Below are 15,863 nucleotides of genomic sequence, written 5' to 3' on the forward strand. Positions count from 1 at the left end.
GGTTCAGCCGCGCTCCAGAGCGCGCCAGCCGATGTCCGTCCTGTTGAAGCCGCCGGGCCAGTCAATCTTGCGGACTGCCGCATAGGCCCGCTCGCGCGCCTCGGCGATGTCGTCACCCTCTGCGCAGACGCTCAGCACCCGCCCGCCCGCAGCGACCAGGGTGCCGTCCTCGCGCCGCCTCGTACCGGCGTGGAAGACCTGGACGTGCGGACCGAAGTCCTGGTCCGCGCCCCGGATGATTGACCCTTCCAGCGGGCTGTCCGGATATCCCTTGGCCGCCATGACCACGCAGATCACCGTCTGCGGCTTGAATTCCGGATCCGGCAGGCGCGACACGTCCCCCCGTGCGCAGGCCAGCAGATAGGGCACGATGTCTCCGGCCATCCGCATCATCAGGACCTGACATTCCGGATCGCCGAAGCGGGCGTTGAACTCGACGACCTTCGGACCTTCGTCGGTGGACATCAGCCCGGCATAGAGGACCCCCTTGTAGGGGGCGCCCTCGGCCGCCATCGCCTTCAGGGTCGGCTGCACGATCAGGCGGTTGGCGGCTGTGACCAGGGCCTCGTCGAAGACCGGCGCCGGCGAATAGGCGCCCATGCCGCCGGTGTTGGGCCCCAGGTCTCCGTCGAAGGCGCGCTTGTGATCCTGGGCGCCGCCGAACAGGACGGCGCGCTTGCCGTCGCACAGGGCGAACAGGGACCCCTCCTCGCCCTCCATGAACTCCTCGATCACGACGCGTGACCCGGCCGAGCCGAAGCGGCCGCCCAGCATCCGTTCGATCTCGGCCTCGGCGTCGTGGCGATCGGGACTGATGGCCACGCCCTTGCCCGCGGCCAGGCCGTCGGCCTTGATGACATAGGGCGGCTTGAAGACCTTGAGCGCCTCCCTGGCGTCCTTGACCCGATCATAGACGCCGTAATGGGCGGTCGGGATCTCGTGCCGTTCGAGGAAGGCCTTGGAAAAGGCCTTGGACGTCTCCAGCTGCGCCGCCTTGGCGCTGGGACCGAAACAGGGAATGCCGGCTGCGTTCAGCTTGTCCGCCAATCCAGCCGCCAGGGCGACCTCCGGTCCCACGACGACCAGACCGACCTTCAGCTCGCGCGCCAGCCGGGCCAGGCCTTCGGCGTCGTCGGCGCGGATGTCCGGCACGCATTCGGCGACCTTGCCGATGCCGGGATTTCCGGGCGCGCAGAACAGGCGGTCGACCAACGGCGATTGCCGCATTTTCCAGGCCAGGGCGTGCTCGCGCCCTCCCGATCCGACCAGCAGGATATCCATCCGCGCGGAATGGCCGCGCCGGCCCTGCGGGTCAAGACCGCAGACGCTCAGAGCAGGGCGGAAACCACATAGACCAGGGCGGCGAGCATGAAGATCAGGCCCAGGATCGCCCAGATACTGACCGCCGAGTCACCACTGCGGCGCGAAAGCGCGCGCTCGTCCGGGTTCTCTTCGTCGCGCGGGGGAATGCGATCGTCGCTCATCTCGAAGGTATAGGCCGAATGCAGCGGTTTCCGCACCCCCCCGGCGCCGCTACAGTCGCGTCATGACCGACGACTACGTCTTCGCAGGCCCCGCCGACCCCGAGCCGGCCGTCCCGCGCGACAACAATCCGCCCCTGTCGATTTCCGAGCTGTCGTTCGCACTGAAGCGCACGCTCGAGGACCGGTTCGGTCATGTGCGACTGCGGGGCGAGGTGTCGAAGGTCAATCGCCACGCCTCCGGCCACATCTATCTGACGCTGAAGGACGACAGGTCCGCGATCGACGGCGTCGTCTGGAAAGGTTCGGTCCGCGGCCTCGGCGTCCAGCCGGAAACCGGCCTTGAGGTCATCGTCACCGGCAAGATCACCTCCTATCCGGCCCGATCGTCGTACCAGATCGTCATCGAATCGATGGAGGCGGCCGGCGCCGGCGCCCTCCTGGCCCAGCTCGAACGTCTCAAGGTCAAACTCAGCGGCGAGGGTCTGTTCGACGCAGGCCGCAAACAGGCCATCCCCCTCTACCCCCGGACCATCGGGGTGATCACCAGCCCGACCGGCGCCGTGATCCGCGACATCCTGCACCGGATCGCCGAACGCTGGCCCTGTCGGGTGGTCGTCTGGCCGGTCGTGGTCCAGGGCGACGCCGCCTCCGGTCAGATCAGCGCGGCCATCCGGGGTTTCGACGCCATGACCCCGGACGGGCCGATCCCCCGCCCCGACCTGCTGATCGTCGCGAGAGGCGGCGGGTCCGTCGAGGACCTGTGGTGCTTCAACGACGAAGGTCTGGCGCGCACAGTGGCGGCGGCGACCATTCCGATCCTCTCGGCCGTCGGGCACGAGACTGACACGACACTGATCGACTTCGTCTCGGACCGCCGGGCGCCCACGCCCACCGGCGCCGCCGAACTCGCCACCCCCGTCCTCGCCGACCTTCGCGCCTTCATCACCGACCTCGAACGCCGGCTTGACCGTGCCGGTGCGCGATTGCTGGAAGACCGACGAGTCCGGCTGCGCTCGGTCGCGCGCGGCCTGCCCTCGCGTCCCGAGGACCTGGTCGCCCTGGCCCAGCAACGCCTCGACCATGCCTCCAGCCGCCTGGCCTCCGGTCTGGGCCGCAACACCGAACTGCATCACCGGCGTCTGGTCGGTGTCGTCGGCCGTTTCGCTCCAGCCCTGCTCGACCGCGCGATCGAACAGCGGACGGCGCGGCTGGAGGGCCAGTCCAGCCGTCTGGCGGCCGGGCTGGGCGCCAACGCGGCCGTGCACGAGCGCCGCCTGCTGCGCATCGCCGGCCGACTGTCCCTCGACTCCATCCACCGCCGCCTCGACCAGCGCGCCGCCCGCATGGAGACCGTCTCCGACCGGTTGTCCCGACCCGTACCGCAGGCGCTGGAGCGCGCGGAGACCCGCCTAGCCGCCCTTGCCCGCGCCCTCGCCACGCTCGACCCGAAACGCCCCAAGCCGGGGTTCGCCCGTATCGACGACGAGACCGGCGCCATGGTTTCGTCCGCTGCTCTGCTGTCGCCCGGGCAGGCAGTGACGCTGGTGTTCCCCGATGGCTCAAAGGGCGCGCGGATCGAAGGCGAAGACGCGCCGCGACCCCGGCCGGTCGCCCGGCCGAGACCATCGCCCGCCTCGCAGGGCGATCTGTTCTAGTCAGTGGTCTGCAACCGACGAAGCCGCTAATCTCACCCCATGACCTCCGCCCCCTCCCCCGCGACGCTCCACTACGGCGACGGCGAGTTCGCCGTCCTGAAACCCGGCCCCTTCGTCCTGTGCGCCGTCTCCGGCCGCCCGATCCCGCTCGAGACCCTGCGCTACTGGTCCGTCGAGCATCAGGAGCCCTATTTCGGTCCGACCGAGTCCCTGTCGCGGATGGTCGATCCGTGAGCCCTTCGCGGCGCGGCCTGATTCTGGGCGCCGGCGCCGCGACGCTGGGCGGTTCAGTCTTCGCCGGGACTGACGACGGCCTCGCCCTCGACGGTCGCTTCATCCAGGGCGGGTTCGCCATGGGCCGGTCTGCGCCACGCGCCATGGTCTTCGTGGACGGAGAAGCCCTGACGACGGCCTCTGCAGCCGGACTGTTCATCGTCGGCTTCGACCGCGACGCCCCGCCTTCGGTTCAGCTTGAGGTCCGCAGCCAGAACCGCGTCGCCCGACGATCCCTGACCATCGACCGGGGAACCTTCCCCTCGACCCGGATCAACGGCCTGCCCCAGTCCACGGTCGAGCCCTCCGACCCCGCTCTTCTCGCCCGCATCCAGCAGGAGATCGCGCTCAAGACGGAGGGGTTCGCCAGCCGCGTCGACGCCGACGACTTCCAGTCCGGCTTCAGCTGGCCGCTTGATACCTATCGCGTGACCAGTCTCTGGGGCTCACAGCGGATCCTCAACGGCACGCCCGCCCGGCCGCATTTCGGCATCGATCTGGCCGCACCGGCCGGGTCGCCGATCCGGGCTCCCGCGAACGGCGTCGTCACCTTCGCCCGTGAAGGCATGCATTTCGAGGGCGGCCTGACCCTGATCGATCACGGCCAGGGTCTGATCACGGCCTATCTTCATCAATCCCGGATCGAGGTCGTTCCGACCCAGCGCGTCACGCGCGGCGACGTCATCGGCCGGGTCGGAATGACCGGCCGCGCCACTGGTCCGCACCTGTGCTGGCGCATGAAATGGAGAGACCGGAACTGCGATCCATCGCTGATGGTGGGGCAATCGGCTCCGGAAATGGGTTACCGGACCCGCTAGCCTGCGGTTCCGCGTGGACCTTGCAGCGCTTTCACCCTAGAATTGAGTATTAGACCGCCGACGGGGTGGTCTCGGCCTGTCACTCCATGTCCGCCCTTCAAACGCTCAACATTCTGCTGGTCGACGACAACCAGCACATGCGAGCCATCACCTCCGCGATCCTGCAGTCGGCCGGCATCCGCAAGATCCGCGAGGTCTCGGACGGAGCCATGGCGCTCGACGTCATGCGCGATCACGAGATCGATCTGGCCATTGTCGACTTCAACATGTTCCCGCTGGACGGGGTGGAGTTCACGCGCCTGGTCCGGAACAGTCCTGACAGCGCCAACCCCTATCTGCCGATCATCATGATGACCGGTCATTCGGAGAAGCATCGCGTGGTCGAGGCCCGTGACGCCGGGGTGACGGAGTTCGTGGTCAAGCCGATCACCGCCAAGGCCGTCTTCGACCGCATCCAGGCCGTCATCCTGCGCCCGCGTCCGTTCGTGAAGACCGACGGCTATTTCGGCCCGGACCGCAGGCGAACATCGGCGGCCAATCACTACCAGGGACCGCGCCGCCGTGCGAGCGATGTGGCCGAGGACGTTTCAACCGGCAAAGACGGCGTCCGCAACGCCTGATCGCTCAGGCCTCCGGCTCCAGAGCCTTGTAGACCCGGTCCGGCCACCGCCTGTGGACCCAGAACCAGTCCACCGGATGCTCGCGCACCCTCTCCTCGATGAAGGTGGTGATCGCCTGCACCCCGCGAGCGATATCTCCGCTTCTGTCGCCGGTGCTGGCCAGTTCAATCGGCTCGTGCGCCGTCACCCGGAACCGCACGCCAGGCAGCCGAACGACCGACATCGGCTGCAGCACGGTCCCGAATCTCAGCGCGAGCCGGCTCGGCCCCGGCGCCGCGTTCACCGGCTGACCGAAGAAGCTCACCTCCGGCCCCTCGGAGAATTTCTGGTCGTTCATCAGGGCGACGCTCTCGCCCCGCGCCATCCCGGCCAGCAGTTCACGGGCGCCGTCTCCGCCCTTGGGGGCGAACAGCTTCACCCCGTAGCGCGCCCGGGCGGCAATGATCTGGGCGTCGACATAGGGGTTGTTGGCCGCGCGGTAGGTGACCTGCACCGGCACGCCCGAGGCCACCAGAACCGCCGCCATCGTCTCGATATTGGCCATGTGGCCGGACACGAACACGACCGGCTTGCCGGAGGCGCGGATCGCCTCCAGCCGTTCGGCCCCGACGATGTCGATCCGCCCGGACGCGGGGGTCAGTCTGTCCATCACCGCCGTTTCGGCGAAGGTCCGCCCCGTCTGCTCCCACTGCGCCAGAGCCAGAATGCTGCGCTCAGCCTCGCTCATCCCGGGGAAGGCGATGCGGAGGTTGCGCAGCACCGTCTTCTGCGTTCCGGTGACCGGCCCGAGCGTCTTCAGCACAAGGCCGCCGAAGTTCGACGCCGCCTCCAGCCCGATCAGGCGCATCAGGCCGATGAAGCCCGCGAACGCCGCCGCCTCCAGCCGCCAGATCAGGTCCTGGCGGAAGCCCGGGCGTCTGGCCGCCTCACCAGGCAATCGTCAGTCCGCCGTCCACCACCAGGGTCTGGCCGTTCACATAGGACCCCGCCTTCGAGCACAGATAGACGGCGGTGCCCGCGATCTCGTCCGGCTGGCCGATCCGCTTCATCGGGTTCGGCTCGACCGTGACCTTCAACACCTCCTCATTCTCCCACAGATAGCGGGCGAAGTCGGTCTGGATCAGGCCGGGCGCGATACAGTTGACCCGGACGTTCGATGGCCCCCACTCGACGGCAAGGTTGCGCGCCAGCTGCATGTCCGCGGCCTTGGAGACGTTGTAGGCGCCGATCAGGGCGTTGCCGCGCAGGCCGCCGATCGACGAGATGATCACGATCGCCCCGTCCTTCCGCTCCAGCATCTGGGGCGCGACCATCTGGGTCAGCCAGTGGTTGGCCAGCACATTGTTGTGGAAGATCTTCTCGAACTGCTCGTCGGCGATCCCCGCCATCGGACCGGCGTAGGGGTTGGAGGCGGCGTTGCAGACCAGGATGTCGATCTTGCCCCAGGCGGCGTTGGTCTCGTCGACCAGCCTCTGCAGGTCTTCCTTCGAGGCGATATTGGCTGGAATGGCCATGGCCCGGCCTTCGCCGTACTTGCCGTTGATCTCGTTGGCGACCTCTTCACAGGGTCCGGCCTTGCGCGAGGAGATCACGACCTTCGCGCCATGCTCGGCCATCCGCTCGGCGATGGCCTTGCCGATGCCCTTGGACGAACCCGTGATGACGGCGACCTTGCCGCCCAGATCGAACAATTCCATGCGTATCCCCTGTTTCGGCGTGCTTTCTGTTCCGCACACCCTAGCTGTTTCGCCCTGATACCCCGATACTGAAACGATTCCATCCGGGAAGTCGGACTTCACCGTTCCCATGCGCGCACTGACCAACGGCTTCCTGTTCTTCGGCTACGTCTTCCTGGCGATGACGGTCGGCGCCTTCCTGTGGCGTGCGGGCCTCGGCATCGGTCCGGGCGTGGCCGCGACGCTGGGCGTTCTCGGCGTCCTGACCGCGATCCACGCCATCTTCACCGGCATCGGCGAACGCAGGGCCCTGCGCGCCGAGATCGGCCAGGTCCGCGAGGCCCACCGCCTGCTCGCGGACGCCATGGAACAGACCCAGTCCGCGCTCGGCGACCTGGCCACGGCCATCGAGGCGGGCGCCCTGTCGCGCACCGACGAACTGACCGGAGAAGTCCGGATGCTGGAAGACCTGATCCAGCAGATGAGCGTCTCGATCGACGAACGGCTCAAGGTCGCGCCCATGGTCGCTCCGGACAGCGCCGAGGCACGACGTCACCATCAGTCGAACCTGCTGCTCAAGACCGTCCACGACGCGCTCAGCGAGAACCGCGTCGACCTGTACCTCCAGCCCGTCGTTACCCTGCCCCAGCGCCGGACGGTCTTCTACGAAAGCTTCACCCGCCTGCGCGATTCGACCGACCGGGTGATGATGCCGGCCGAGTATCTGTCGATCGCGGAGGGCGAGGGTCTGGTCCCCGCCATCGACAACCTGCTGCTGTTCCGCTGCGCCCAGATCGTGCGTCGTCTGGCGCGTCAGGACAGGAAGGTCGGAGTCTTCTGCAACGTCGCCCTGTCGTCCCTCGGCGACGAGACCTTCTTCCCCCAGTTCCTCGAGTTCCTGTCCGAGAACCGCGACCTGAACCAGGCCCTGATCTTCGAATTGGGTCAGGCGACGTTCGACGCCCGCGGCGCCGTCGAGGCGCGCAATATGGCCAAGCTGGCCGACCTCGGCTTCCGCTTCTCGATCGACAAGGTCCAGACCCTGGACCTCGACTTCAACGACCTGCAACGCTCCGATGTCCGCTTCGTGAAGGTCTCTGCCGACCTGTTGATCGAACAGCTGCTGGATCTCGACGGCGGCTCGCCGATCCCGTCCCTGCGCGATATCCAGGCCGCCGACTTCGCCCAGCTGACCCGCCGTTACGGCATCGAGGTCATCGCCGAGAAGTGCGAGAGCGAGCGCCAGATCGTCGACATTCTCGAACTCGACATCTCCATGGGCCAGGGCCATCTGTTCGGCGAACCCCGCGCCATCAAGGAAGCCGTGCTGGCCGAAACCGATCCGCCCGCCGACTTCGTGCGGTCCACGCTGATCTCGGCCGAGAAGCGCAGGCGCTACGCCTAGGCCGAGCCTCATGACCCTGCACGCCCCCTACGATCCGTCCAACATCTTCGCCAAAATCCTGCGCGGGGAGATCCCCGCCGTGAAAGTGTGGGAGGACGACGCCGTCCTCGCCTTCATGGACGTCTTCCCCCAGTCCGAGGGCCACGTCCTCATCATTTCCAAGACCTCCACCGCACGCAATCTGCTGGAGGTCGAGCCCGAGACCCTGGCGACCCTCGCCGCCGCAACTCAGCGGATCGCCCGGGCGGTCGAGAAGGCCCTGTCTCCCGACGGCTTCTCGATCATGCAATTCAACGGCGAGGCCGGGGGCCAGACCGTCTTCCACCTGCATTTCCACGTCATTCCGCGTTGGGCCGACCGACCGCTGAAGGGCCACGGCCAGGCCGGAATGGCCGACGTCGAGGATCTGAAGGCCACGGCGGCGAGGATCGCGGCCGCCCTCTAGAACGAGCCCAGGAACACGAACCACGCGCCGGCGAAGATCAGGGCGAAGCGGCAGGCGTGTGTCACGTCAGCTTCGCGCCCGGCGCGCTCAACGCGAAGTCCTTCGGCAGCACCAGCATGGCCACAGGCAGGATGCAGGTCGGGCTCGGCATGTGTTTTGATGGCTTGCGCGCTCGCCCTCACGCCAGCTAAACCCCGCGCCTGATCACCCCTCCAGGGGGTATCTGGGCCGGCTTAGCTCAGTTGGTAGAGCGCCAGTTTTGTAAACTGGATGTCGCGGGTTCGATTCCTGCAGCCGGCACCATCATTTCAGATTGCCTTTTGACGATGGCGGGTCACCCGGAAGCGGGCGCTCGCAGGCGTGGCGGCGCGTCAACGGTCCGGCGAAACTGGCGGCGGAGACCCGCCCGACTCTGCGTCTGGCGAGCGGGTCGAAACACCCAGCATGCTCCCGTTCGGCTCGGCCCGAAGGTTCGCCCTCAATCGCCCCAGACGATCCCGGTAACCCTCGGCATCGCCGAACTCGACAAAGGCCTGGTAGCGCTGGTGGGGACTGGTGACCTTGAGCGCGTGCTTGATGGGACACCAGTACTGTTCGGTCCGGCTGGCGATCTCGCTGACATAGGCGGCGACCCCGTTGGCATATTCACAGAACCAGCAGTTCAGGCGCTCGATCCAGTTGAGGTAGGCCAGGGCTTCGCGGTCGAAGATCATATAGTCGCGTCGGGGGACACGAGGCAGGCGATAGGCGCGGAAGCAGATCGCCTGATAGGCCGAGGCCCAAAGGTCGATCAGCGCCAGCGGCAGGATCAGGGAATAGATCACCGGGGCGGTCAGCACCGTCGCTGGCGGCGCGCCGGCGATGAAGGCAGCGGCGCCCCGCTTCAGGCGTCGGTGTTCCGCCACGACCCCGTGCTCGAACTCCACCAGCCCCTCGTGAAGCCGCCAGCCGAGGGCCTCGCGACGGCGGAAAATCTCCCGATCCAGTTCGCTTTGAAGCCGGACGATCTCGGACGCGATTTCTTCGATACGCGCCTGGATCGGAGCGGGCCCGGTCATGCCGCGCTTCCCGGTCCGGACGCCATGGATCCGGTGCGGACATATCGCGAATGCCAGGACAGGGCCTCATCGAGAAGCATGGGCGTCTGCAGCCCGAACGAACCGGCCAGCGCCCGCCGGTAGTAGTCGGCCAGGACCGGTCGGTACGTTGGATGGGCGCAGTTCTCGATGACCACCTTCGCCCGCTGTTTCGGCGACAGGCCGCGCAGATCCGCCAGTCCCTGTTCAGTGACGATGATCTGGACGTCCTGATTGATGTGATCGACGTGGGACGCGTGCGGGACGATCGTCGAGATCGTCCCGCCCTTGGCGGTCGACGCGCTCATGAAGATCGAGATGTAGGCGTTTCTGGCGAAGTCGCCCGAGCCGCCGATACCGTTCTGGATCCGCGAACCCATGACATGGGTCGAGTTGACGTTGCCGTAGATGTCGGCCTCGATCATCCCGTTCATGGCGATGACGCCGAGGCGGCGGATCAGTTCCGGGTGATTGGTGATCTCCTGCGAGCGCAGGATGATGCGGTCGCGATACTCGCCCATACGCCGGTTGACGCTCTCGCTCAGGTCCGGGCTGAGACTGAGCGCGGTGGAGGACGCCATCCTCAGCTTGCCGCTGTCCAGCAGGGCCAGCATCCCGTCCTGGATCACTTCCGTATAGGCGCTCAGGTTTTCAAACGGGGCGTCGATCAGGCCCGTGAGCACGGCGTTGGCGGTGTTGCCCACACCCGACTGCAGCGGCAGCAGCGACGGGGGCAGCCGCCCCTTCTTCACCTCGTGTTCGAAGAACTCCAGCAGATGGCCGGCGATCGCCAGATCGTCCGCCCCAGGGGTCGTGAAGCCGGCATTGCGATCCGGTCGATCGGTCTCGACGATGGCGACAATCTTGTCAGGATCGCAGCGGAAACAAGGCTCGCCGATCCGGTCGCCGGGGCGGATCAGGGGGATCGGCACGCGGTTCGGCGGCAGGGCTGCACCATAGTAGATGTCATGCATCCCCAGCAGTTCGGGGCTCTGCCAGCGGTTGACCTCCAGGATCACCTGTCCCGCCCGGTCGAGCCAGGTCTTGTTGTTGCCGACGGAGGACGCAGGGATCAGCCCCCCGTCCTCGCGAATGCCGGTCACCTGGATGATCGCCGTGTCGAGCGGCCCGAGGATGCCCTGCCAGGCGGCGGGCGCCACCTGGCTGAGGTGCATGTCGAAATACTCCATCTGCCCGCGATTGATCTTGTCGCGGCATGTGGGGTCGGAGTTGTAGGGCAGTCTGAACTCGATGCCGTCGGCCTTGGCCAGGGCGCCGTCCAGTTCGGGTCCTGTCGAGGCGCCGGTCCAGATCCGCAGCTTGAAGGGTCTGCCCGCAGCATGCTCGGACTCAATCCGCGCAGCGAGGGCCAAGGGCACGGCGGTCGGATAGCCGGAAGCGGTAAAGCCGCTGAGACCTATGGTCGTATTCGGCGCGATCAGGGCCGCCGCCGCCGCCGCCGGCATGACCCTGGTCCGGTGGCCGAGGCTCGCGATCCGTCTGTCCGTCATGAAGTCGCCCTTGCCCCTGCTATCGGGCAGTCTGAAGCCTCAGGCGGAAGCCGACATTGATCCGCATCAATGCCTCGTCGGGGGCGCTCAGCGCTCGAGAGGCGGGTCGCGTCGCGGAAAAGCAGTCCAGGCGGCGGCGCCGCCGACTGAGACGATGAACAGGGCGAAGGCGGCGATGACCGCTCCGACAAAGGGAATGGCGTCCAGGGGCATGGTGTTTCTCCTTGCGGACCTTGATGGACCCATGACGCCGCCACCGCCTTGATCGAGATCAAAACACGCTGTGCAGATCGCCGACCCCGGAGGCGAGCACGAACGCGGTCGTGTCGGCGGGCGGATCGAACGGCCGGACCAGGCGCAGGCTGTCGCAGTCCTGCCCCCGAGCCAGAACCACGACCTCGGCGATGAGGGCGTCGGCGATCGCGCGAGGATGAATCAGATCGAAGGCCACAAGCCGTTCGACCTCCAGACTCGGCCTGGCCTCGCCGCCGGGGATAATTCGATAGGTCAGAAGTCCGCACAGTCGCCCCGAACCGGTGCTGGCGACCAGAACACCTCCCTTCGCAGGGTCCTGCAGCCGCGTCAGAGCGCCGAGCCGCCAGTGATCAGGATCAAGTGCGCCGGATCCGAGGCTGGCAAGAACGACCGCCTCGTCCAGATCGGCCTCACGGAGAGGATGAACGCGCACCTCGGTCATGGCCCAGCCTAGGGTCACGCCATCGCGATCCGCCTTGATCTCGATCAATTCGACATTTGCCGTCACCGGTCGCACGCCTTAGGATCGCCCCGGTCAGGACAAGATCATGCTCGAGCTCAAGGCTCTTCCCGTCGGATGCGCAGACCGTCGCCGCAGCAACGCCTGCGCCGGTTGCGGCGCACGTCCGTTCAGCGTTTGCGGCAACATCGACGACGCTGATCTGGGTCGCCTCGACGCCCTGGCGGAGCACCTCGTCCTGCAACCGGGCGAAGCCCTGATCCGCGAAGGCGACCCGGCGCGGCATGTGTTCAATGTCACCTCTGGCTCGGTTCGGGTCTACAAGCTGCTCTCCGACGGTCGGCGTCAGATCACCGGCTTCCTCTTCGCCGGCGATTTCCTGGGCCTCGCGACCGGAGAGACCTACGTCTTCTCCGCCGAGGCGATCGAGCCGGCGACCGCCTGCCGCTTCCGAAAGAGCGATTATCGTACCCTGATCCGCGAGACGCCGGCGCTGGAAGCCGCCTTGCTGGATCGCGCCAACCACGAGCTGGCCGCGGCCCAGAACCAGATGATGCTGCTTGGACGGAAGACCTCCCTTGAACGGGTCGCGACCTTCCTGCTGGATCTGCCGGACCATGATCCGGTCCGCGCGACGGTCGCCGGTCATGTTCATCTGCCGATGACCCGCCTCGAAATCGCGGACTATCTCGGGCTGACCATCGAAACCGTCAGTCGCGTGCTGACACGTTTGAAGACAAGCGGCGTCATCCGTCTGCTGTCCCTGACCGAGTTGCGGATCGAACAGCCCGCCGTGCTCAAGGCCATGGCGGAAGGCGAAGCCTGATCTCAGGCGGCGACAGCGCGCCGTAAGCCTGTCGTCAGCACAAGCTCTCCGCTCGCCTGCAGGCCCATGACTTCGATGGACGCGTCGCACAGCAATCGGACGGCAGGTCTGTGGCTGATCACGATCAGGCCCTGCCCGCTGCGGTCGAGCCGGCGCCTCAAGCCCTCGATCACGCGGGCTTCGCAGGCCGCGTCCAGACCTTCGGTCGGTTCGTCGAGAACGAGCCAGGGGGCGCTGCGAAGGTAGGCGCGGGCGAGGCCGAGGCGCCGCCGCTCTCCGCCGCTCAGACAGGCGCCGTTCTCGCCCAGCGGCATGTCGAGGCCGAGGGGAGAAAGACGAACCCGGTCCGCGAGGTCTGCGTCTCCAAGTGCGCCCCAGAGGTCCTGATCGCGGGCCTCCGGATCGGCGACGCGGAGGTTGGAGCGAATGGTGCCGTCGAGCAGCCGGACCTCCTGGGCCGCGTACGCGAACTGTCGGCGAAGCACGGCGCGGTCCTGATCGCAGGAGGGGACTCCGGCCACTGTGAGGCTCCGATCCGGACAGGGACGGAGGCCCATCAGCCGTTCGATCAAGGTGGTCTTGCCGCGGCCCGTCGCGCCCGTGACGGCCAGTCGCTGAGGCGGCTCGAGACCCAGGGCGACGGACCGGAACCCCAGCTTCGAGACCGATCCCATACGCAGGACATCCAGCGAAGGAACCGCCGGATCAGGGACAAGCTCCGACAGCCGGATCAGCGCCTGATCCGCCGCACCCGCGGATCGGAAATGCACAGACAGGGATGAGGCGGCTTCCAGGGACGCGACGGCCGCGAGCACGGCGAGGGCGACAAGCGCCGGCGGGTGGTGAATCAGGACCGCGAACACGCCGACAGCGGCGACGCCCATGACGAGCGTCTGCCAGGCCGCGATCCTGCCTCCGGCGATCGAGACCTGGCGCGTCGCCTGATCGAGGGCGGATGCGGTGCGATCGGTCTCGTCGACGGCCCAGGACTCCAGACCATAGGCGCGCAGTTCAGCGGCCGAGGCCTGTAGCGACGACAGACGATCCTTCAGCCGACCGACGGCGACCTGAACCTCACGGCCCGCGGGATCGATCCATTGGCGGCCGATGAGGAGCGATCCGGCCACCGAGATCGTCAGACCGAGCGCTACGACGATCCCGGCCCTGATATCGGCCAGACCCGCCAGACCGACGGCCGCCACGGCCCCCGCCGCCGCGCCCCAGGGGCCGCTGAGACGCACGAAGAGGGTCTGGATCGCATCCACGTCCTGGACGAACCGGGCAGAGGCCTCTCCGCTGGACAGCGCCAGGGCCTTGTCCGGCGCGGCGGAGGCCAGTTCCGCGAACAGGGCCGGCCGCAGGGACGCGAGGGCCTTCAGCGCCGCGTCGTGGCCGCTCACCCGTTCGAGGTAGCGGCCCCCGGTCCGCAGGATGGCCAGCAGCCGGATCGCTGCGCTCGGCAGAAGGACGTTGAAGGTCTGCGCCGCGCCCACGCCTGCCAGTCCCGCCAGCGCGGCCCCGGTTATGAACCAGCCCGAGAGACCCAGGAGGAGCACCGCGCTTGCGGCCGCCACGACCGCGCACGCCGCCGCCGTCGCCAGGCTGACGCGCTGGGCGCGCCTTTGGCCGGCCAGCAAGGCGTGAAGCCGAAGACGTCCTGTCATCAGAGCCGCACCACATGATCGGCGAAGGCCAGAACTGCTTCGGAGTGGGTGGCGATCAGGACGGTGCGGCCCTCGCAGGCCTGACGCAGGGCACCGATCAAGGCCGTCTCCGTGTCGCGATCGAGGTTGGCTGTGGGCTCGTCGAAGAGCAGAACCCGCGACTCCGACAGCAGGGCGCGGGCGAGACCCAGTCGGCGCCGTTCCCCGCCCGACAGTCCCCCGCCCCGCTCGTCGAGCGTCCGCGCAAGATCACCGTGCAACCCGGCCCGGCCGGCGGCGCGCAGGATCGCCCCGGACGATGCGCCCTGCCTTGCGAGGGCGACGTTCCCGCCCAGGGTCCCGGGAATGACGATCGGCGCCTGGCTGGCCCAGCCGACCGAGCCCGCGAAGTCCCCGACTTCCGACAGTCGCTGCGCGCCGATCTCGACCTCGCCTGCCGACAGCGGCGCAAGGCCCAGCAGAAGATGCAGCAGACTGCTCTTGCCGGACCCGCTCGCGCCGGTGATCGCGACGACAGCGCCCGCCGGGACATCGAGATCAAACCGGCTCAGGACCGCCGCGCCGCCTTCGTAGCGGATCTCGACGTCCCTGAACCGGATCATGGGCGGCTCGGCCCAGGTGATCCGGGCATGGGGCCGCCGCGGCCCCTGGTCCGCGTCTCCGACGAGCGCGGGAACCGCCGCCTCCGCCGCCTGACGATCGTGGTAGGCGGCAGCCAGCCGCCGGAGCGGCGCATAGACCTCGGGTGCGAGGGCCAGGACGAAGAAGGCGCGTGTGAGCGTCAGCGTCTCCGGCGCATGAAACGGCAGCAGACGAAGGAGATTGAACCCGCAGTAGACAGCCACCAGGGCGACCGACAGAGCCGCAAAGAACTCCAACACGCCTGAGGACAGGAAGGCGACCTTCAGGACGCGTCCGGTGCGATGGGCCAGCTCCGACGAAGCGCGACCGATCTCCGAGACCGTCCGCGACTCGGCCTGGAACGCGATCAGGACCGGCAAGGCCCGGATGCGATCAAGAAACAGGACGGACAGTCGCTGCAGCGCTTCGAACTGACGCCGGCTCTCGGCGGCGGCGGCCATCCCGGCCAGGGCCATGCCGACGGCGAACGGCACGAGGGTGGACAGCAGGATGCCCGCCGCCACGGGACTGGCGAAACCGACCGCCGCAATGATCAGCAACGGGGCGATCGCCGCGGCCTTCCGCAGGGTGGTGAACCTGGCGAAATAGCCGTCCAGGGCTTCGACGCCCTCGACCGCCGACGACACGCCGCCCGCTCCGTCGCGCCGTCCCGCGAACAGTTCCTCAAGCACGGAATGCCGCACGCCGCGCTTGACCCCCATCGCCGTCGACGCGGAGACGCGCACAGCCATCTGGGCGAGCCCTGCCCTGACGCCCAGGCTGAGCAGCGCCAGCGCAAGCCAGAGCCCGATCTGTCCCTCCCCGTTGGCCAATTGCCCCAAGGCCCCGGCCAATCCCGCAGCGAAGCCGATGGCGGGAGTCGCATCCAGGACGGTCAGCAGGTCCGCCAGCGTCCGCCCGCGACGGTGTGACCGCGCCCACAGCGCCAGCCGACGTTCGGGAGGCAGGGTGATCTGCCCTGTGAGGGGAGCGAGCGTCATGCCGCAGCCATAAGGGGAGGCCGTTGGACCGGCTTTGATCGAGATCAAAGCCGGTCCACGGGCCGGTCTCTAG

The 15,863-nt window shown here is 67.8% G+C and carries 17 protein-coding genes and 1 tRNA gene; 8 read left to right on the plus strand and 10 right to left on the minus strand.

The window, feature by feature from the left end:
* Positions 1–3 precede the first annotated feature (3 nt).
* Positions 4–1,281, minus strand: coding sequence for a phosphoribosylamine--glycine ligase (gene purD, locus Q0044_RS13645; RefSeq protein WP_298162979.1), 1,278 nt, complete (start codon positions 1,279–1,281; stop codon positions 4–6).
* A gap of 47 nt (positions 1,282–1,328) precedes the next feature.
* Positions 1,329–1,520, minus strand: a complete 192-nt coding sequence (locus Q0044_RS13650; protein ID WP_298162981.1) for a hypothetical protein — start codon at positions 1,518–1,520, stop codon at positions 1,329–1,331.
* 26 nt (positions 1,521–1,546) lie between these two features.
* Between Q0044_RS13650 and xseA the strand changes: the two genes are divergently transcribed.
* The 4 genes from xseA to Q0044_RS13670 all read left to right on the plus strand — a co-directional run bounded on the left by xseA (position 1,547) and on the right by Q0044_RS13670 (position 4,850).
* Positions 1,547–3,139 carry an exodeoxyribonuclease VII large subunit gene (xseA, locus tag Q0044_RS13655; RefSeq protein ID WP_298162983.1) on the plus strand — a complete coding sequence of 531 codons (1,593 nt, stop codon included), beginning with the start codon at positions 1,547–1,549 and terminating at the stop codon, positions 3,137–3,139.
* A gap of 39 nt (positions 3,140–3,178) precedes the next feature.
* On the plus strand, positions 3,179–3,373 hold the full coding sequence (locus Q0044_RS13660; RefSeq protein ID WP_298162984.1) for a DUF2093 domain-containing protein: 195 nt from the start codon (positions 3,179–3,181) through the stop codon (positions 3,371–3,373).
* The gene (locus tag Q0044_RS13665) at positions 3,370–4,230 is read left to right on the plus strand and encodes a M23 family metallopeptidase (RefSeq protein WP_298162985.1); all 861 of its coding nucleotides are present in this window, start codon (positions 3,370–3,372) and stop codon (positions 4,228–4,230) included. Before Q0044_RS13660 ends, Q0044_RS13665 begins: the two co-directional genes overlap by 4 nt.
* An 86-nt stretch (positions 4,231–4,316) precedes the next feature.
* Positions 4,317–4,850 (plus strand): response regulator, encoded by a 534-nt coding sequence (locus Q0044_RS13670; protein WP_298162986.1) that lies wholly within the window; start codon positions 4,317–4,319, stop codon positions 4,848–4,850.
* Positions 4,851–4,854: 4 nt separating this feature from the next.
* Here the strand turns inward: Q0044_RS13670 and Q0044_RS13675 are convergent, their stop codons facing one another.
* Positions 4,855–5,787 (minus strand): lysophospholipid acyltransferase family protein, encoded by a 933-nt coding sequence (locus Q0044_RS13675; RefSeq protein ID WP_298162987.1) that lies wholly within the window; start codon positions 5,785–5,787, stop codon positions 4,855–4,857.
* On the minus strand, positions 5,777–6,547 hold the full coding sequence (locus Q0044_RS13680) for an SDR family NAD(P)-dependent oxidoreductase (RefSeq protein ID WP_298162988.1): 771 nt from the start codon (positions 6,545–6,547) through the stop codon (positions 5,777–5,779). The genes Q0044_RS13675 and Q0044_RS13680 overlap by 11 nt, the downstream gene beginning before the upstream one ends.
* Before the next feature lie 109 nt (positions 6,548–6,656).
* Between Q0044_RS13680 and tipF the strand changes: the two genes are divergently transcribed.
* The 3 genes from tipF to Q0044_RS13695 all read left to right on the plus strand — a co-directional run bounded on the left by tipF (position 6,657) and on the right by Q0044_RS13695 (position 8,679).
* Positions 6,657–7,931, plus strand: coding sequence for a flagella assembly cyclic-di-GMP phosphodiesterase TipF (gene tipF / locus Q0044_RS13685; RefSeq protein WP_298162990.1), 1,275 nt, complete (start codon positions 6,657–6,659; stop codon positions 7,929–7,931).
* A 10-nt stretch (positions 7,932–7,941) separates the two neighbouring features.
* A complete protein-coding gene (locus Q0044_RS13690) occupies positions 7,942–8,376 on the plus strand; it encodes an HIT family protein (RefSeq protein ID WP_298162992.1) in 435 nt (144 codons plus the stop codon).
* Positions 8,377–8,603: 227 nt separating this feature from the next.
* Positions 8,604–8,679 (plus strand) — tRNA-Thr (locus Q0044_RS13695).
* A gap of 68 nt (positions 8,680–8,747) precedes the next feature.
* Here the strand turns inward: Q0044_RS13695 and Q0044_RS13700 are convergent.
* From Q0044_RS13700 to Q0044_RS13715, 4 genes are all read right to left on the minus strand, one after another.
* The gene (locus tag Q0044_RS13700) at positions 8,748–9,434 is read right to left on the minus strand and encodes a hypothetical protein (RefSeq protein ID WP_298162993.1); all 687 of its coding nucleotides are present in this window, start codon (positions 9,432–9,434) and stop codon (positions 8,748–8,750) included.
* On the minus strand, positions 9,431–10,963 hold the full coding sequence (gene scpC, locus Q0044_RS13705; RefSeq protein WP_298162994.1) for a succinyl-CoA:acetate CoA-transferase ScpC: 1,533 nt from the start codon (positions 10,961–10,963) through the stop codon (positions 9,431–9,433). Before scpC ends, Q0044_RS13700 begins: the two co-directional genes overlap by 4 nt.
* A gap of 87 nt (positions 10,964–11,050) precedes the next feature.
* The gene (locus Q0044_RS13710) at positions 11,051–11,176 is read right to left on the minus strand and encodes a hypothetical protein (protein WP_298162995.1); all 126 of its coding nucleotides are present in this window, start codon (positions 11,174–11,176) and stop codon (positions 11,051–11,053) included.
* A gap of 58 nt (positions 11,177–11,234) precedes the next feature.
* Complete coding sequence (locus Q0044_RS13715; RefSeq protein WP_298162996.1) at positions 11,235–11,726, minus strand: hypothetical protein; 492 nt, start codon at positions 11,724–11,726, stop codon at positions 11,235–11,237.
* Between the two features lie 40 nt (positions 11,727–11,766).
* On the opposite strand from Q0044_RS13715, the gene Q0044_RS13720 reads away from it, so the two are divergent.
* Positions 11,767–12,504 (plus strand): cyclic nucleotide-binding domain-containing protein, encoded by a 738-nt coding sequence (locus Q0044_RS13720; RefSeq protein WP_298162997.1) that lies wholly within the window; start codon positions 11,767–11,769, stop codon positions 12,502–12,504.
* A 2-nt stretch (positions 12,505–12,506) separates the two neighbouring features.
* On the opposite strand, the gene Q0044_RS13725 is transcribed toward Q0044_RS13720, so the two are convergent.
* Entirely contained in the window at positions 12,507–14,168 is a 1,662-nt protein-coding gene (locus Q0044_RS13725; protein WP_298162998.1) for an amino acid ABC transporter ATP-binding/permease protein, read from the minus strand.
* On the minus strand, positions 14,168–15,790 hold the full coding sequence (gene cydD, locus Q0044_RS13730; RefSeq protein WP_298162999.1) for a thiol reductant ABC exporter subunit CydD: 1,623 nt from the start codon (positions 15,788–15,790) through the stop codon (positions 14,168–14,170). Before cydD ends, Q0044_RS13725 begins: the two co-directional genes overlap by 1 nt.
* Positions 15,791–15,863 lie beyond the last annotated feature (73 nt).

It is taken from the genome of Brevundimonas sp., from assembly GCF_027484365.1.
In the GTDB taxonomy this organism is placed as follows: Bacteria; Pseudomonadota; Alphaproteobacteria; order Caulobacterales; family Caulobacteraceae; genus Brevundimonas.

Excerpts from the sequence above, each read along its gene's own strand:
- Q0044_RS13710 (WP_298162995.1), bottom strand. The coding sequence starts at position 11,176 with ATGCCCCTGGACGCCATTCCCTTTGTCGGAGCGGTCATCGCCGCCTTC.
- scpC (WP_298162994.1), bottom strand. The coding sequence starts at position 10,963 with ATGACGGACAGACGGATCGCGAGCCTCGGCCACCGGACCAGGGTCATG.
- Q0044_RS13700 (WP_298162993.1), bottom strand. The coding sequence starts at position 9,434 with ATGACCGGGCCCGCTCCGATCCAGGCGCGTATCGAAGAAATCGCGTCC.
- Q0044_RS13725 (WP_298162998.1), bottom strand. The coding sequence starts at position 14,168 with ATGACAGGACGTCTTCGGCTTCACGCCTTGCTGGCCGGCCAAAGGCGC.
- Q0044_RS13680 (WP_298162988.1), bottom strand. The coding sequence starts at position 6,547 with ATGGAATTGTTCGATCTGGGCGGCAAGGTCGCCGTCATCACGGGTTCG.
- xseA (WP_298162983.1), top strand. The coding sequence starts at position 1,547 with ATGACCGACGACTACGTCTTCGCAGGCCCCGCCGACCCCGAGCCGGCC.
- purD (WP_298162979.1), bottom strand. The coding sequence starts at position 1,281 with ATGGATATCCTGCTGGTCGGATCGGGAGGGCGCGAGCACGCCCTGGCC.
- Q0044_RS13720 (WP_298162997.1), top strand. The coding sequence starts at position 11,767 with ATGCTCGAGCTCAAGGCTCTTCCCGTCGGATGCGCAGACCGTCGCCGC.
- tipF (WP_298162990.1), top strand. The coding sequence starts at position 6,657 with ATGCGCGCACTGACCAACGGCTTCCTGTTCTTCGGCTACGTCTTCCTG.
- Q0044_RS13670 (WP_298162986.1), top strand. The coding sequence starts at position 4,317 with ATGTCCGCCCTTCAAACGCTCAACATTCTGCTGGTCGACGACAACCAG.
- cydD (WP_298162999.1), bottom strand. The coding sequence starts at position 15,790 with ATGACGCTCGCTCCCCTCACAGGGCAGATCACCCTGCCTCCCGAACGT.
- Q0044_RS13660 (WP_298162984.1), top strand. The coding sequence starts at position 3,179 with ATGACCTCCGCCCCCTCCCCCGCGACGCTCCACTACGGCGACGGCGAG.
- Q0044_RS13690 (WP_298162992.1), top strand. The coding sequence starts at position 7,942 with ATGACCCTGCACGCCCCCTACGATCCGTCCAACATCTTCGCCAAAATC.